Annotated in this window: 16 protein-coding genes; 5 read left to right on the forward strand and 11 right to left on the reverse strand. The window is 29.3% G+C overall.

The genetic code is table 11. The features are described from left to right. Position 1: 1 nt before the first annotated feature. The 3 genes from SHK09_RS08525 to SHK09_RS08535 are packed head-to-tail and all read right to left on the reverse strand — an operon-like array spanning position 2 to position 3,232. The gene (locus SHK09_RS08525) at positions 2 to 1,747 is read right to left on the reverse strand and encodes a M14 family metallopeptidase (RefSeq protein ID WP_319810342.1); all 1,746 of its coding nucleotides are present in this window, start codon (positions 1,745 to 1,747) and stop codon (positions 2 to 4) included. Positions 1,748 to 1,754: 7 nt separating this feature from the next. Further along, on the reverse strand, positions 1,755 to 2,210 hold the full coding sequence (gene coaD / locus SHK09_RS08530; RefSeq protein WP_319810343.1) for a pantetheine-phosphate adenylyltransferase: 456 nt from the start codon (positions 2,208 to 2,210) through the stop codon (positions 1,755 to 1,757). Positions 2,211 to 2,257: 47 nt separating this feature from the next. After that, positions 2,258 to 3,232 (reverse strand): D-alanine--D-alanine ligase, encoded by a 975-nt coding sequence (locus SHK09_RS08535; RefSeq protein WP_319810344.1) that lies wholly within the window; start codon positions 3,230 to 3,232, stop codon positions 2,258 to 2,260. Between the two features lie 85 nt (positions 3,233 to 3,317). On the opposite strand from SHK09_RS08535, the gene SHK09_RS08540 reads away from it, so the two are divergent. Next, positions 3,318 to 3,881, forward strand: a complete 564-nt coding sequence (locus SHK09_RS08540; RefSeq protein ID WP_319810345.1) for a PASTA domain-containing protein — start codon at positions 3,318 to 3,320, stop codon at positions 3,879 to 3,881. Positions 3,882 to 3,949: 68 nt separating this feature from the next. Further along, a complete protein-coding gene (locus tag SHK09_RS08545; RefSeq protein WP_319810346.1) occupies positions 3,950 to 4,996 on the forward strand; it encodes an RluA family pseudouridine synthase in 1,047 nt (348 codons plus the stop codon). Positions 4,997 to 5,121: 125 nt separating this feature from the next. Here SHK09_RS08545 and SHK09_RS08550 read toward each other — a convergent pair whose 3' ends face one another. From SHK09_RS08550 to htpG, 8 genes are all read right to left on the reverse strand, one after another. After that, on the reverse strand, positions 5,122 to 5,592 hold the full coding sequence (locus SHK09_RS08550) for a DUF6428 family protein (protein WP_319810347.1): 471 nt from the start codon (positions 5,590 to 5,592) through the stop codon (positions 5,122 to 5,124). A gap of 23 nt (positions 5,593 to 5,615) precedes the next feature. Beyond that, positions 5,616 to 6,239 carry a protein-tyrosine-phosphatase gene (locus tag SHK09_RS08555; protein WP_319810348.1) on the reverse strand — a complete coding sequence of 208 codons (624 nt, stop codon included), beginning with the start codon at positions 6,237 to 6,239 and terminating at the stop codon, positions 5,616 to 5,618. Between the two features lie 11 nt (positions 6,240 to 6,250). After that, complete coding sequence (locus SHK09_RS08560; RefSeq protein ID WP_319810349.1) at positions 6,251 to 6,577, reverse strand: metalloregulator ArsR/SmtB family transcription factor; 327 nt, start codon at positions 6,575 to 6,577, stop codon at positions 6,251 to 6,253. A 178-nt stretch (positions 6,578 to 6,755) separates the two neighbouring features. Next, a complete protein-coding gene (locus SHK09_RS08565) occupies positions 6,756 to 7,271 on the reverse strand; it encodes a GNAT family N-acetyltransferase (protein WP_319810350.1) in 516 nt (171 codons plus the stop codon). Positions 7,272 to 7,289: 18 nt separating this feature from the next. Next, a complete protein-coding gene (locus SHK09_RS08570) occupies positions 7,290 to 8,183 on the reverse strand; it encodes a neutral zinc metallopeptidase (protein ID WP_319810351.1) in 894 nt (297 codons plus the stop codon). 74 nt (positions 8,184 to 8,257) lie between these two features. Further along, the gene (locus tag SHK09_RS08575) at positions 8,258 to 9,265 is read right to left on the reverse strand and encodes a transglutaminase domain-containing protein (RefSeq protein ID WP_319810352.1); all 1,008 of its coding nucleotides are present in this window, start codon (positions 9,263 to 9,265) and stop codon (positions 8,258 to 8,260) included. A gap of 15 nt (positions 9,266 to 9,280) precedes the next feature. Further along, a complete protein-coding gene (locus SHK09_RS08580; RefSeq protein ID WP_319810353.1) occupies positions 9,281 to 9,931 on the reverse strand; it encodes a carboxypeptidase-like regulatory domain-containing protein in 651 nt (216 codons plus the stop codon). 196 nt (positions 9,932 to 10,127) lie between these two features. Beyond that, positions 10,128 to 12,035, reverse strand: a complete 1,908-nt coding sequence (gene htpG / locus SHK09_RS08585; protein ID WP_319810354.1) for a molecular chaperone HtpG — start codon at positions 12,033 to 12,035, stop codon at positions 10,128 to 10,130. A gap of 148 nt (positions 12,036 to 12,183) precedes the next feature. Between htpG and SHK09_RS08590 the strand changes: the two genes are divergently transcribed. The 3 genes from SHK09_RS08590 (at position 12,184) to SHK09_RS08600 (ending at position 15,888) form a co-directional block, all read left to right on the forward strand. Continuing rightward, positions 12,184 to 13,746, forward strand: coding sequence for a GMC family oxidoreductase (locus SHK09_RS08590; RefSeq protein WP_319810355.1), 1,563 nt, complete (start codon positions 12,184 to 12,186; stop codon positions 13,744 to 13,746). 149 nt (positions 13,747 to 13,895) lie between these two features. Continuing rightward, positions 13,896 to 14,903 carry a beta-ketoacyl-ACP synthase III gene (locus tag SHK09_RS08595; protein WP_319810356.1) on the forward strand — a complete coding sequence of 336 codons (1,008 nt, stop codon included), beginning with the start codon at positions 13,896 to 13,898 and terminating at the stop codon, positions 14,901 to 14,903. A 163-nt stretch (positions 14,904 to 15,066) separates the two neighbouring features. After that, positions 15,067 to 15,888: a GLPGLI family protein gene (locus SHK09_RS08600; protein WP_319810357.1), complete on the forward strand. Its 822-nt coding sequence runs from the start codon at positions 15,067 to 15,069 to the stop codon at positions 15,886 to 15,888. Positions 15,889 to 15,963 lie beyond the last annotated feature (75 nt).

Below are 15,963 nucleotides of genomic sequence, written 5' to 3' on the forward strand. Positions count from 1 at the left end.
ATTAAAAGAGTTTGAAAATAGGTAAGTATAAATGAGCAGGCTCATAATGAGGTGATTTTTTATATACAAAATCTAATTGTGCTCTTGTATTTTCTGCAAAAGCAGCATCATTTTTAAGTTTTTCGTTAAACTCTTTTTTAATTTTTGGGTTTTCCTCTAAAAAAGCAGAGGCAATATCTTCAAAAACATAAGCAGAATAACCTTCTTTTTGTTGTAAAATAGTATCGAAAAAGTTCCAGTTAAAAAATGAATCTGTCGCTTCTGCTTCTAATGTTTCTAGTAAATAACGTATTCCGTTTTGGTTTGTAGGTATGTATAAATCTCCAGATCTAAAAGTTACTTCTTTTGTTGTCTTAGTTAAGGTAGTGTTATAATGTAAATAATGCCCTTCGTAAGCAGCACTTCTTGTTTTATAATCTGCAATATGGCTTACTTCTACTGTAATTAGAGTGTCGTTTTTAAAACGAGTAAATTCTATATTGTTATTCTCTAATCTATCTACAATTTTATGCCAACCTTGTTGTAAAATATATGCACTAGGAATTGTAATTTCTTTATCTGTCGTAAAGTTATTATAGTATTTAGTTTCTTTTTCGAAAGGTTTAGTAGTGTCGTAAAACAACCTTTTTCCGTTGGTTACTTTACTGTCTATATAACTAGCTTCATAGCCTTTAAAGTTTAACGTAGTTGGGTTTTCTCTATCTATTTTATAAGTAATAGGATATGTTTTTTTTGCTATAATTTCTTCAACAGCACTTGCACGAAGTTTTTTTATAGTTTCAGAATTTTTTTCTGTAAAATCGAAAGCAGAAAGCATTAATTCATAGGTTTGTTCAACTCTAATTTTATAAGGTTTTAACATGTGTGTTTCAACCATCATACCTAAGGTGTTAAATAAGGTTGTGTAACCTGTAGAATATCTTGGCGAATCGAAAAATTGAGAAAAACCAGCTTCTGGTGTGTTGCCCCAAACATTTACATAAGGTGTAATTATAATGTTTTTTTCTTTTAAGGAAGCTTCTATTTCAGGACGCATTGTAGCTTCTAGAAAGCGACCTAAATTACCACCTAATTTATTATGTTGTGTAAATAAATGTGTAATTGCATATTGGTAATCTGCACCGTTACTTACATGGTTGTCTATAAAAACATCTGGATTTACAGTATGAAAAATCTCTGCAAAAGCAGCTGCATTTTTTGTGTCTTGTTTTATAAAATCTCTATTTAAATCGAAGTTTCTAGCATTTCCTCTAAAACCATATTCTAAAGGCCCATTTTGATTTGCTCTTGTATGAGAATTTCTATTTAAAGAACCACCAACATTGTACACAGGAATTACGGCAATTAAAGAGTTTTCATATTTTTTTTGAAGAGAGTCGTTTTGTACAATATCTCTTAAAAGCATCATAGAAGCATCAATTCCGTCTGACTCGCCTGGGTGAATTCCGTTATTTATTAAAATTCTGTTTTTTGTAGAATTTGTAATTTCATCAATATTAAAAATACCTTCTCGATTATAAACCACCAAATGCAAAGGTTCGCCAGCATCTGTTTGTCCGAATGAAAATAAAGAAATTTGCGAATATTCTTCTGCTAATTGTTCATAGTAAGTAATAATGTCTTTGTATTCTGGCGTTTCTTTACCGTTAGATTTTTCGAATTGTATTGTAAAATCTAGCTCACTTTTAGAAGCATTATCGCAAGAAATTAAAAAAACAAGAATACTTAATAATAGCAATTTTTTCATAAAAATATTATTTAACACGTACTGGTTTAGGAACTAATTTGGTATAATCACCATTATTTCTAATAACATCTCTTACAATAGAAGAAGAAATATAAGAAGTTTTTGCTGCGGTTAATAAAAACACCGTTTCTATAGCTGCTAAATCTCTATTGGTATGTGCAATTGCTTTTTCAAACTCAAAATCTGCAGGGTTTCTAAGACCTCTTAGAATAAAATCTACATTATTTTGTTCGCAAAAATGGACTGTTAAACCGGTATAAGTAACTACTTTAATTTTAGGATTGTCTTTAAAACAATCTTCAATAAATTTTTTGCGTTCTTCTAGAGAAAACATATATTTTTTATCAGCATTTACACCAATAGCAATAATAAGTTCATCGAAAAGTGTAACACCTCTTTCTATAATATCAAAATGACCTAATGTTATTGGATCGAACGATCCTGGGAAAATTGCTCTTTTCATTTCTTTGTTTTTTTTGATGCTTTTAGATTTCTCTGTAAAAATTAACCTTATTTAAGTGCTGTTTCAATTGCGTTTTCAAATAATTGGGATAGAGTAATACCAGCTTCTTGTGCTTGTTGTGGTAAAATACTTTTTTCTGTTAGACCAGGTACTGTATTTATTTCTAAAAAATAAGGTTCATCTTTAATAAATATATATTCAGATCTAGAAAAACCAGACATATTTAATATGTTATATACTTTTTTAGCTACCTTTTCTACTTTTTCTTGTTGTGTTTTAGTAATTCTTGCAGGTGTAATTTCTTTAGATTTCCCTTCATACTTGGCCTCATAATCGAAAAAATCGTTTTCTGACACAATCTCTGTAATTGGTAAAACTTTTGTTTCGCCTTTATATTGAATAACACCAACAGAAACTTCTGTACCGTCTAAGAAAGATTCAATTAAAATTTCTGAATCTTCTTTATAAGCAACTTCTATAGCTGGTAAAATAGCTTCTTTGGTATGTGCTTTCGATATTCCGTAGCTAGAACCGGCATTGTTTGGTTTTATAAAACAAGGCAAACCAACTTTGTCTATAATTTTGTCTAGATTAATTTCATCGCCTTTATTTAAGTAAATAGAAGTTGCGGCTTTAATACCATATGCTTTTACAGCACTTAAAGTATCTCTTTTATTAAAGGTTAAAGCCATTTGATAAAATGGGGCAGAAGTGTGCTTTAAATTAATGAGATTAAAGTACGCTAATATCTGTCCGTTTTCTCCTGGCGCGCCGTGAATTGCGTTAAAAACGCAATCGAAGACCATACGTTTGTTGTTAAGAATGAAAGAAAAGTCGTTTTTATCTATTAAATATTCGTTTTCTTCAGCATCTAAAACAACCCATTTTTCCTTTAAAATTAGAACTCTAAAAGAGTTGTACTTATGGCTGTCTAAATGGTTGTAGACTACATTTCCGCTCTTTATAGAAATGTTTACTTCGGATGAATAACCACCCATTATAATGGCAATATTTTTCTTCATTTTATTAAAAATAATAAAACAAATTTATCAAAATATAAATAGAAACAGCAACGTTTAGTTTTTATATCTTTGTGTGATTAAAAAAATGATTATGAGTTTGGTTCAGTTTTTAAAAAGTAAAACTTTTTTTGTGCAAATAGCAATTGCTATTGTTTGTTTATTATTGGTAGTTTTTGGATTAAAATTTTGGTTAGGAGTTTCTACAAATCACAATCAGAAAATACAAGTACCAGATTTACAAAAATTATCTTTAGAGGAAGTAGAGAGAAAATTAAAAGAGTTAGACTTAGATTTTAAAATTATAGACAGTGCTAGTTACAACCCAGATTATCCTAAAAAATCTGTAATAGAACAAACACCAGAAGTAGGAGAATTTGTAAAAGAAAAGCGTAAAATATATTTAACTCTAAACCCATCTAAGTATAGAGATATTACACTTACTAATTTAAACGGACGTACAAAAAGACAAGCTTCTTCTCAATTAAGAGCTATGGGTTTAATTGTTGGTACCAACTATACGTACGTAAATGATATTGGTAAAGATGTTGTAAGAGGTTTGCGCTTTAAAGGAAAAATAATAAACGAAGGAGATAAGTTACCGCTAAATTCTATTGTAGATTTAGTTTTAGGTGACGGTAAAGGTAGGTAGTTGTCTTTATTATGGGCAGTATCAAGAGAATAGTTAGTAGTAAAAAATAACAAATTAGAATATTTATTTTGCAAGAAAATCAGAATCAAGATTTAGAGAAAGAAGAATTGTACGAACACCATAATTTTGTGGCAACAGAAGGGCAAGAACCTTTGCGTGTAGATAAATTTTTAATGAATTTTATTGAAAACGCTACAAGAAGTAAATTACAACAAGCTGCAAAAGCAGGAAATGTTTTGGTTAATGATGTTTCTGTAAAATCGAATTATAAAGTAAAACCTCATGATGTTGTTAGAGTTGTTTTATCATATCCGCCAGCAGAAAATTTATTAGTTGCAGAAGACATTCCTTTAGATATTGTTTATGAAGATGATGCTGTAATTGTTGTAAATAAACCAGCAGGAATGGTTGTTCATCCAGGTCACGGAAACTATTCTGGTACCTTGGTAAACGGTTTAATACATCACGTAGAAAACTTACCTACCAATTCTAATGAAAGACCAGGTTTGGTGCATAGAATTGATAAAGATACAAGTGGTTTGTTAGTAGTTGCAAAAACAGAATTTGCTATGGCTAATTTATCTCGTCAGTTCTTTGATAGAACAACAGAACGTTTGTATTACGCATTGGTTTGGGGTCATGTAGCAGATGATGAAGGTACAATCGAAGGAAACATTGGTAGAAGCTTAAAAAATCGTTTACAAATGGCTGTTTTTCCTGATGGAGATTTTGGTAAACATGCAGTTACACACTATAAAGTATTAGAAAGACTTACGTATGTAACTTTAGTACAATGTAAATTAGAAACAGGTAGAACACATCAAATTAGAGCGCATTTTAAACATATTGGTCACACTCTTTTTAATGACGAACGTTATGGTGGAGATGATATTTTAAAAGGAACAACTTTTACAAAATATAAGCAATTTGTAAATAACTGTTTTAAAGTTTTACCAAGACAAGCTTTACATGCAAAGACCTTAGGTTTTACACATCCTACAACAGGAGAGTTTATGCGATTTAATTCTGAAGTTCCTCAAGATATTCAAGATTGTTTAGAGAAGTGGAGAACTTATTCAGAAAATTCTAAAGACATAGAAATAGAAGTAGAATAATCTATTTTAAATATATTTATAAAAAAAGCGATTTAGTATTTCTACTAAATCGCTTTTTTTGTTTTAATAATAATATTTCTAAAATTAGAAATTCAACAAATATTTACCATTAAACTATTTTAGTTTTAACAACAACCAGAACCAGGTTCACAAGAATTACCTTTTGCAATTTCTGCAAAAATAAGTTTTGGTTTTTCTACTGCAATACCACAAGCATCTAAAGCTAAGCATGCTGTAATTTTAGAAGTTAATAAGAAGTTTGTTCCATCAAAATCTAAGTTATACTTACCAATAGTTTCTTTTCCTTGATATTCTACTTCTATTTCTAAATCATTAAAATTAAACATCTTTTCAGATAATTCTATAATGTTTACCAACTTTTCTGGGTGTAATCTATGGTCGTAATCGTTTTCTTCCCAAAGTTGAAAGTTAATAACAGTTTCACTTCTTACTTTACCACCACAATCTATAAAATCTTTTGTTATTTTACCAACTTCTGTAACATGAAAATGAGGTTTAACCATTTCTCCGTTTGGTAATTGGAAACCTATTTTTTCTAAACCTTTTAAGTGATTTTTAATTTCTGATAATTTCATAATTTCTTTTTTTAGTTCTTAACTTAATTTTTAATTTCTGAAAAAACGTACACCATTTCTAATGCTATCTGTAAACTTCTTTCTTCATATTTTTCTGCCTCATTTTCTTTTCCATCAAACAATTTAGGATCTTCATAAGTAATAGGAATTCTTTTTTCTGCACCTGTTATAAAAGGGCAACCTACATCTGCATTAGAACAAGTCATTATTGCTGCAAATTCTGATTTACAATTAAAGTCAGCATCATATTTTTTAGAAAAACCAATAATAGGAGCCTTGTTATCGTTGTACTTTACTGCATAAACAGGGTTTGTTCCTTCAGAAATTTTTAAAATATTAAAACCTGTATTTTGTAAAGTTTCTACAGCTTTAGGAAACATAGCAGTTGCTTCTGTACCACCAGAATAACTAAAGACATTGTTAACATTAAAATAAGTGGCTATAGTTTGTGCCCATATTTGTGTTAAATGACTTCGTCTAGAATTGTGTGTACATATAAAGTTTAAATTTATATCTTTTTTAGAAGTAACCTTTTCTTGTACATAATTAATTAACGGTTGTAATATTAATTTTCTTTCATTAGATATTTTATTTGTATCTAATGTTAGCATTGTTTTTTCTATTTTTTGGTAAACTGTGCTCTTCATGTTTCAATTTTTTAACAGCAATTTTCTGTTGAATTTGTATTTAAAAATAAATTTAAAGTACTTTTTATTTTCACCCAATTATCTTGGTCTATGCAATAACAAACACTTGTGCCTTCTATTTTTCCTTTTATAATACCTGCTTTTTTCAACTCTTTTAAATGTTGAGAAATTGTAGGTTGTGCTAAACCAATATCTTTTACTAAATCTCCACAAACACACGTTTTTAGTTTTATTAAAAACTCTAAAATGGCAATTCTAGCAGGATGTCCTAACACTTTTGCTATTGCAGCAATTTCATTTTGTTGTTCTGTAAATATTTCTGACTTAGTTAAACCCATATTAATTTGTTTATTGCAATATTACGATTAATAATTGTTTTAGAATATATTTATTGTGTATTTTTAAGTTTATAAAAAATTAATGAAGAGTTTTTTCCTTTTTATTTTTTGAAAAGTAATGGTTTTATAAGTAAATAATTTCTTGTTTTAATAGAAGACTTTTTAAGAAGTATATTTCTTAAAATTCTAAATATAAAACATCGTTTATTCGTGTTTCTGTATCAGAAATAGGGAAGTCGTAAGAAGCTATTTTCTTAAAACCTGCTTTATTATAAAACTCAAGAGCTCTGTAGTTTTTTATCCAGACATATAACCAAATTCCTTTTTGGTTTTGTTGTTTTACTAAATTTAAATTATGCTGAAATAACTCTTTTCCCAAGCCCAAGCCATAAAATTCTTCTATTAAATACAAACGTTCCATTTTAGTAATGTTTTTATCGCTTATATGATCGTTTTCACTGTTGATAATCACTTTAGAAAAACCAGCTAAAACATCATTAGAATAAATTAAATTGTATTGATAATCTGTATTTTTTATCTCTTTAATTAAATTTTTCTCACTAAAACTATTCTCTAAATAAGCTTCCATAATTTCTTTAGGAATTACATCTTTATGAGGTGTAAAAAAGGCTTTCTTACCTACCTTAGACAATGCTTTTACATCACTAATAGTTGCTTTTTTTATAGTAAACATACTTAAGTAGTTAGAAATTTATAAAGACCTAGCATTAAAAGTATCGCCTTGGTTTACATCACCAGTGTCAAATCCTTTTTTAAACCAACGCATTCTTTGAGCAGAAGTACCATGTGTAAAAGAATCTGGTACAACTCTACCTGTAGATTGTTTTTGCAAACGATCATCTCCAATAGCATGTGCAGCATTTAAAGCTTCTTTTAAATCGCCTGTTTCTAAAATTAAATCTGTTTTTTTAGAATGATGTGCCCAAACACCCGCATAAAAATCTGCTTGTAATTCTAACATTACAGAATATCTGTTGTATTCTGTTTGGCTAACTTTACCACGCATAGACTGTACTTTTCTATTTATACCTGTAAGATTCTGAATATGATGCCCAACTTCATGTGCAATTACATATGCTTGTGCAAAATCTCCAGGAGCATTTAGTTTTCTACTCATTTCTTGAAAAAAACTTAAATCTACATATAACTTATCATCTCCAGGGCAATAAAAAGGACCTGTTGCACTTGAAGCAGAGCCACATGCAGAATTTACAGAACCTGTAAAAAGCACCAAAATAGGCTCCTTGTAATTAGGTAATAATTCATTCCAAACATCTTCTGTACTTATTAAAACACGTTTGCTAAATTCTGCTAATTCATTTTCTTCTGCAGTACCTTTATATGAACCAGAAGATTGAACCTGGTTGCTAGAATTACCCATTAAAAAATTTAAAGGATTATTACCTGTAAAGTACATTACACCTGCAACAACTGCCACAATAATTAATCCTTTTTTAGAAGTAATTAATTTTAATAAAACACCAATTATCATAGGATTTAATCCACCGCCACCAGAACTTCTTCCAGAAGAAGCACCTCTTCTATCATCTACATTAGAACTTTTTCTATTTCCTCTCCACTTCATAATTTTATATTTTAAAAAGATAAATTTACTGTTTATTTTTTAGTTGATAAAATTCCGCTTTAAAGAAAGTAGATTTACTTTGTTACATTGAAAGTATACGTGATTATAACGTTGTCTTTATAAAGTATGTGTACATCGTAAAAACCATTTGTTTTAAATTTATAATCGATAAAAATGGACTCTTTTATTCTGGTTACTGAACTTGGTTTTGTTTTTTTAATATATAAATTTTCTCTAATTTGTATTTCTATTTTATCTAAATCGATATTTTTCTTTGCGTGAAGTTCAAATTTAATCTCTTCGTTAAGAGAAACATTATTTTCCATTTTCTCTGGTTGCATTGGTGTTATATGATGTTTATAAATTTCGCCATAAATTAAAGGTGCAATTACAAACTCTTTAGATGTTTTATTTTTTAATAAGGTCCATTTTTTATCTAAAGGAAAATGATTTTTAACAAACAATGTAGGCGCTGTTAGAAAGTAACCATCATTATAATCGAATATAAAACTATTTTTAGCTAAATCTGTATAACCACTTGCCCAAGTAGCATCTACTAAGTACCATTTGTTATTTAGTTTTACAGCATTCCAAGAATGATTTGGTATCGATAACTTACCAATATTAGCACTAGTATTTCTGCCATAACCATCTACAATTACACAGGTTATATTCGCTATTTTACACATTGTTTTTAAAAGATATGCGTAACCTGTGCACATGGTTTTTTTATTTTTAAGTAAACTTCTAAAAACTTTTTTTGAATACTTTTTATTCCATTTTAAATAAGAAATACTATCATTTTTTAATTTCTTACGATTTTTAGTTACACTTTTGTGCATATAATAATCTCCTTTTATATTCTTGCTAATCCAAATATAAATCGCTCTAAATTTTTCTACATCTGTATCTAATTTAGAAGTTAATTTATAGGTTAACAAAGGAAGGTTCTTTAAATTATTACCTTTATATAATTTAGCTATGTTGTCTGCTTTATCAAAATTTATATTTTTAAAATCTAATTTTTGACACGTTATTTCTATAGTTAAAAACAGGAATAATAAGATTGGTATATGCTTCATATAACTATAATTTTATTAAGATTTCTTTTTAGACTTGTAAACCTGTCTAACATCAACAATACCCATTAACATATAAGAAGATTCTTTAAAATTTATATTTAAATTAAGTATCGCCTTATTTGTTTTATTATTTATTACTATTTTCTTAGTTTCATAACCTAAGTAAGAACAAATTAAAATATCTCCATTTTTTAATTGTTTAGGAAATTTGAACCTTCCATTAATATCTGTTTCAGTTCCTTTACTAGTTCCTTCTAAAAGAATGCTAACTCCTGGTAATCCACCAGAAATATCAGAAATAATACCTTCTACTGTAATTGCGTTATTATCCTGCTTTATTTGTTTTTTTACTGGTTTTTGTTGTGCATGCATTGTTCCCATAGTAAAAAAAGATAAACATGCTAAACCAATTCCGCCAAGGAAACTTAGTTTTCTTTTAGAATGTTTTTTATTAGATAAGGTAACTAGTTGTTCTTTTTTAAACTGGCCACAAGTATTATTTGTATTCTGTTTAAAATAACTAATAATCTCATTTGAAGTCATTTTAGAAAAGTCTATAACTTCTTTTTGGCAAGAATTACAAAAACCACCTGTAGTAGTTTTTTTAAATGAATTAAAATTTTCTAAACAAGGCTGCTTAACTGTTATGTTCACTTTATTTTTCATGATATTTTTTTTAGTTATATATCAAAGCTAAATAATAGATTAGTAGTTTAAAAGCAGGTTTTAGTAAAGTGGTTTGTTTTAGAAGTGAAGTAGTGGTTTGGGTTAGTTTAACAAGTCTATAAAATAAAAAAACCTCTTTGAATTAACAAAGAGGCTTTTAGTTTTAGAGATTACTGCTTTTACAGCATCTTTTTTATTATTTAATAAGCTCGTAAGAACGTTTAATAAAGTTTGTTAAATCTTCACCATGTAAAAGGTTTTGAGATAATTTAGCTAAATCAAAAGCTTGAGAAATTAAACCTTTTTGTGCAGCTGCATCTTTGTTATTTAAGATTTCAGAAACTAATGGGCTATTTGTATTTACTACTAAGTTATACATGTCTGGGAAGTTACCCATTCCCATCATACCACCTCCACCACCAGAAGCTTGCATTTCTTTCATTCTACGCATAAATTCTGGAACCGTAATAATAAACGGAGAAGAAGTAGAGTCCATAGCTTCTAATTGAACCGTGTAAGATTTAGAGTTTACAGCACCTTCAATAATTGGCTTTAAAGTTTCCTTTTCTTCATCAGATAATTTAGAAATTACGTTATCGTCTTTCTTAATTAAATTATCAATATGATCTGCATCAACTCTAGAAAAAGTAACTTTATCACCAGAACCTTCTAATTTTTGCATTAAATGCGAAATAATAGGAGAATCTAATAATACCACTTCATATCCTTTTGCTGTTGCTTCTTGAATATAACTGTGTTGTGCATCTTTATTAGCGGCATATAAAATAACGTGTTTTCCGTCTTTATCTGTCTGAGAATCTTTTGTTTTTTCAATTAACTCATCAAAAGTAAAGTAAGAACCACCAACTGTTGGGTATAAAGCAAATTTCTGAGCCTTGTCAAAAAACTTATCTTCAGACAACATTCCGTATTCGATAATTACTTTAATATCGTTCCATTTAGTTTCAAAATCTGCTCTGTCTTTTTTGAATAGAGAAGCTAATTTATCACCAACTTTTTTAGTAATGTAACCAGATATTTTCTTTACAGCACCATCAGCTTGTAAACCAGAACGAGAAACATTTAAAGGAATGTCTGGAGAATCGATAACACCTTTTAACATTTGTAAGAAGTCTGGAACGATTCCTTCTACATTGTCTGTTACAAAAACTTGGTTTTGGTATAATTGAATTTTATCCTTTTGCATATCCATGCTTTGAGATAACTTAGGGAAAAATAAAATTCCTGTTAAGTTAAAAGGATAATCTACGTTTAAATGAATATGGAATAAAGACTCTTCAAATTGCATTGGATACAATTCTCTGTAAAAATCTTCATAATCTTTATCACTTAAATCTGCAGGTGCTTTAGTCCAAGCAGGTTCTGTATTATTAATAATATTATCTACAGTAATTTGTTTGTGTGCTTCTGTAGTTTCTTTACCTTCTGCATCTTTTGTAGTTGCTGGTGTAAACTCTGGATCGTTAATTTCTTCTGTTCCAAATTTAATTGGCACTTGGTTAAAACGATTGTATTTGTTTAATAAACCACCAATTTTACTTTCTTCTAAAAAGTCTAAAGAATCTTCTGCAATGTGCAAAATAATTTCTGTTCCTCTATCAGATTTTTCGTGCTCAACTAATGTAAATTCTGGTGAACCATCACAAGTCCAATGTGCAGCAGGTGCATCTTTAAAAGACTTTGTAATTAATTCTACTTTTTCTGCAACCATAAAAGCAGAGTAAAAACCAAGACCAAAATGTCCAATAATTCCTGCTTCATTGTCTTTATAATTATCTAAAAACTCTTCAGCTCCAGAAAATGCAATTTGGTTGATGTATTTTTCAACCTCATCTGCAGTCATTCCTAAACCTTGATCTTTAATTGTAATTGTCTTAGCTTCCTTATCGATGCTTACTTCAATCTTAGCATCACCTAATTCTGTTTTAGCTTCACCAATAGCAATTAAATGCTTTAGTTTAGAAGTTGCATCTGTTCCGTTAGAAATTAATTCACGTAAAAATATTTCGTGATCCGAGTACAAGAACTTTTTAATCAGTGGAAAAATATTCTCTACCGATACATTAATATTTCCTTTTGCCATTTTATGTCTGTTTTGTTTAATTTATTATTTGTGATTTACTAATAGTCAAAAAAAATACCAAAGAGTGTTTTATGACAAGATGACAGAGATACTTTCATAACTTTATTTTTTGCTATTTTTAGAATCTAGAAACTTATGTATTTAAAAGATGAAGGTAACATACGATTATGTAATTATTGGAAGTGGCTTTGGTGGTTCTGTAAGTGCTTTACGTTTATCTGAAAAAGGATATAAAGTTTTAATAATTGAAAAAGGAAAATGGTTTGGAGAAAAAGATTTTCCGAAAACCAATTGGAACTTAAAAAAATGGATGTGGAACCCTAAATTTGGTTTGCATGGTATTTTTAAAATGACTTTTCTAAATCATGTTACTGTACTTTCTGGCGTTGGCGTTGGTGGTGGTTCTCTAACCTACGCAAATACATTACCTGTGCCAAAAGAAGATTTTTTTAAAACAGGTAGTTGGGCAAACTTAAATTCTTGGCAAGAAATTTTAGCACCTTTTTACAAAACGGCTCATAAAATGTTAGGCGCAGCAGAAAACCCCAAATTACATGACTCAGATTTATTACTAAAAGAAATCGCAAAAGATTTAGGCAAAGAGAAAGATTTTGAAGCAGCAAAAGTAGCTGTCTTTTTTGGTGAACCAGGTAAAACGGTTAAAGATCCTTATTTTAATGGCAAAGGGCCAGATAGAAAAGGCTGTATACATTGTGGTGCTTGTATGACAGGTTGTAGGTATAATTCTAAAAATACATTAGATAAAAACTATTTGTACTTGGCACAACAATTAGGAGCTAAAATAATAGCAGAAAAAGAAGTTTTTAATGTTGAGCCTTTAGATGAAAAGAACAGTGCTAAAGGATATAAAATAAGTTACAAAGCAAGTATTGGCAGCAATAAAAAAGAAAGTGTTATTACAAAAGGCGTTATTTTTTCTGGTGGAGTTATGGGTACAATACCGCTATTATTAAAATTGAAGGATTCTTCTTTACCTAAACTATCGCACTTTGTTGGTAAAGATATTCGAACAAATAACGAATCTTTATTATCTGTTACCTCTACAAAGAAAGACGATAAAGATTATTCTAAAGGAATTGCAATTGGTTCTGTTTTACATACAGATAAAAATAGCCATTTAGAACCTGTTCGATACGCAAAAGGTTCTAGTTTTTCTAGAGTATTAATGATGCCAACTGTTGTTAATAAATTTGCAATATTTAGAATTTTAGGTACTATTAAATTGTTGTTTACAAAGCCAATTCGTTTTATTAAAACAATATTCGTTAAAAAATACGCTCAGAAAACAACAATCTTACTTTTTATGCAAACCTTAGATAGTACATTACAAATAAAAAAAGGAAGGTTTACTAAAATGAAAACATTAACCCAAAAAGGAGGGAAACCAGAAGCGTTTATACCAGAAGCAATTTCTCTAGCAAAAAAAGTTGGAGAGAAAATAGACGGAATTCCGTTTTCTAGTTTTACAGATATTTTATTAGGAACCACAACAACAGCTCATATTTTAGGTGGTGCTGTGATGGGAAAAGATACAGATAATGGCGTAATCGATAAAGACTGTAATGTTTTTGGTTATGATAATATGATGGTTTGCGATGGTTCTATAATTTCTGCAAATCCCGGTGTAAACCCTTCTTTGTCTATTACTGCAATTTCTGAATATGCGATGAGTAGAATACCTAACAAATAATTATAAAATTCTTATTATTTGTATATTATTTTTTTAAAAATGATACTTTAAATAGGTAATTTTCACTTTTTAATAATAGTGGTTTTGTAGGCGCATTATTTTATTCCTATTTTTGCCTTTACAAACAATTAGCAAATAAAATATACACCATGTATAATTCTAAAATAACCGGCCTTGGCTATTATGTTCCAGAAAATGTTGTTACAAACGACGATTTAAAGGAATTTATGGAAACTTCGGACGAATGGATTCAAGAAAGAACAGGAATAAAAGAAAGACGTTGGATAGATCCTAAATCTGGAGATACTACAGCAGTTATGGGAGCAAAAGCTGCTAGAATTGCTATAGAAAGAGCTGGTTTAACTAAAGACGAGATCGATTTTATTGTCTTCGCAACTTTAAGTCCAGATATGTATTTTCCTGGTGGTGGCGTACAAGTGCAAGAAATGTTAGATATGCCAACAATTGGTGCATTAGATGTTAGAAACCAATGTTCTGGTTTTATATACGCAATGTCTGTTGCAGATCAATTTATAAAAACAGGAATGTATAAAAACATTTTAGTTATAGGTTCAGAAAATCATTCTGGTGGATTAGAAAAATCTACAAGAGGAAGAAATGTTTCTGTAATTTTTGGCGATGGTGCAGGAGCTGCTGTACTATCTAGAAGTGAAGAAGCAGGAAAAGGTATTTTGTCTTCTCATTTGCATTCAGAAGGAAAACATGCAAAGGAATTAGCTTTAGAAGGTCCATCTACACAACGTTGGGTGCCAGAAATTATAGAAGCGAATGACCCAGATGATGTTTCATATTATCCTTATATGAATGGTCAATTTGTGTTTAAACATGCAATTGGGCGTTTTTCTGAAGCAATTGTAGAAGGCTTACAAGCCAATAATTTAGAGAAAGAAGATATCGATATGCTAATTCCTCATCAAGCGAATTTACGTATTGCACAGTTTATACAAAAGAAGTTTCAGTTGTCTGATGATAAGGTGTATAACAACATTATGAAATACGGAAACACTACTGCTGCTTCTGTAATTATAGCGTTAACAGAAGCTTGGGAACTAGGTAAAATTAAAGACAACGATTTAGTTGTTTTAGCTGCTTTTGGAAGTGGTTTTACTTGGGGAAGTGTTATTATTCGCTGGTAAACTTAAAAAGATATTAGGCTAGAAAAAGACTCGTTAAAACGGGTCTTTTTTTTGTTTATAATTGATTATCAGCTTAAAGTAAAATTATTTCTTGAGCAAAAAATCGATATTTGTTTATTATTTAGTTATTTTTGTTAAACAAAAATAACGAATCACTAGTTTTATGAAATCATATATATTAAAAATAGTATTACTTATTGTAATTGCTTTTATTTCTGAAAATACATGCGGCCAAAACTTTCATGGTAAAGCCATTTACATTTCTAAATCTAAAATGGAACTTGGTAATTGGGGTGCGAAGTTAACAGAAGAACAGAAAAAGCAAGTTGCAAATCGTCTTAAAAATAGATTAGAAAAGAGATATGTTTTAAGTTTTAATAATGCTGAAGCTACTTTTTTAGAGGAAGAAAAAATTGATGCTGTTTCTGGAGCAACAGATTCTTGGGGTGGATATTTTTCTAGAGGAGATCATTATAAAAATATAAAAGAAAGTAAAATTATACAAAGTCAGGAGTTTTATGGAAAACGATTTTTAGTTAAAGATAAATTATACCGCATCGATTGGACTATTGGTTCTGAGTCTAAGAAGATAGGTGAGTATACGTGTTATAAAGCAAAAGCTTTTGTACCTTATTCAGAATTAAATTGGTTTAATTTCTCTTGGGGAGATTTAAGAAAAAATACAGAAAAAGACGCAGATAAAAAAGAAACAACAGAAAAAATGATTATTGTAGAAGCTTGGTATGCACCAGAAATTCCAGTTTCTCAAGGACCTGCAGAGTATTGGGGTTTACCTGGTTTTATTCTAGAAGTTAGTGCAGAAAACACTACTTTATTATGTACAGAGTTCTCGATTAGTAAAGAAAAAACTGTAAAGATAGAAATGCCAAAAAAAGGTAAAGAAATTACAAAAGAAGAGTATACTGCAACAGTTCGTGAAAAAATGGTTGAAATGCGAAACAATAGAATGGGTAGAAGAGGTTAAGTTTATTTTAAGAACTAAGCATATAGAAAAGGTTAGATTTTTAATACCTTTTCAATTATTTTATATCCTTTTGTT

Source organism: Polaribacter sp. PL03 (assembly GCF_033875165.1).
In the GTDB taxonomy this organism is placed as follows: Bacteria; Bacteroidota; Bacteroidia; order Flavobacteriales; family Flavobacteriaceae; genus Polaribacter.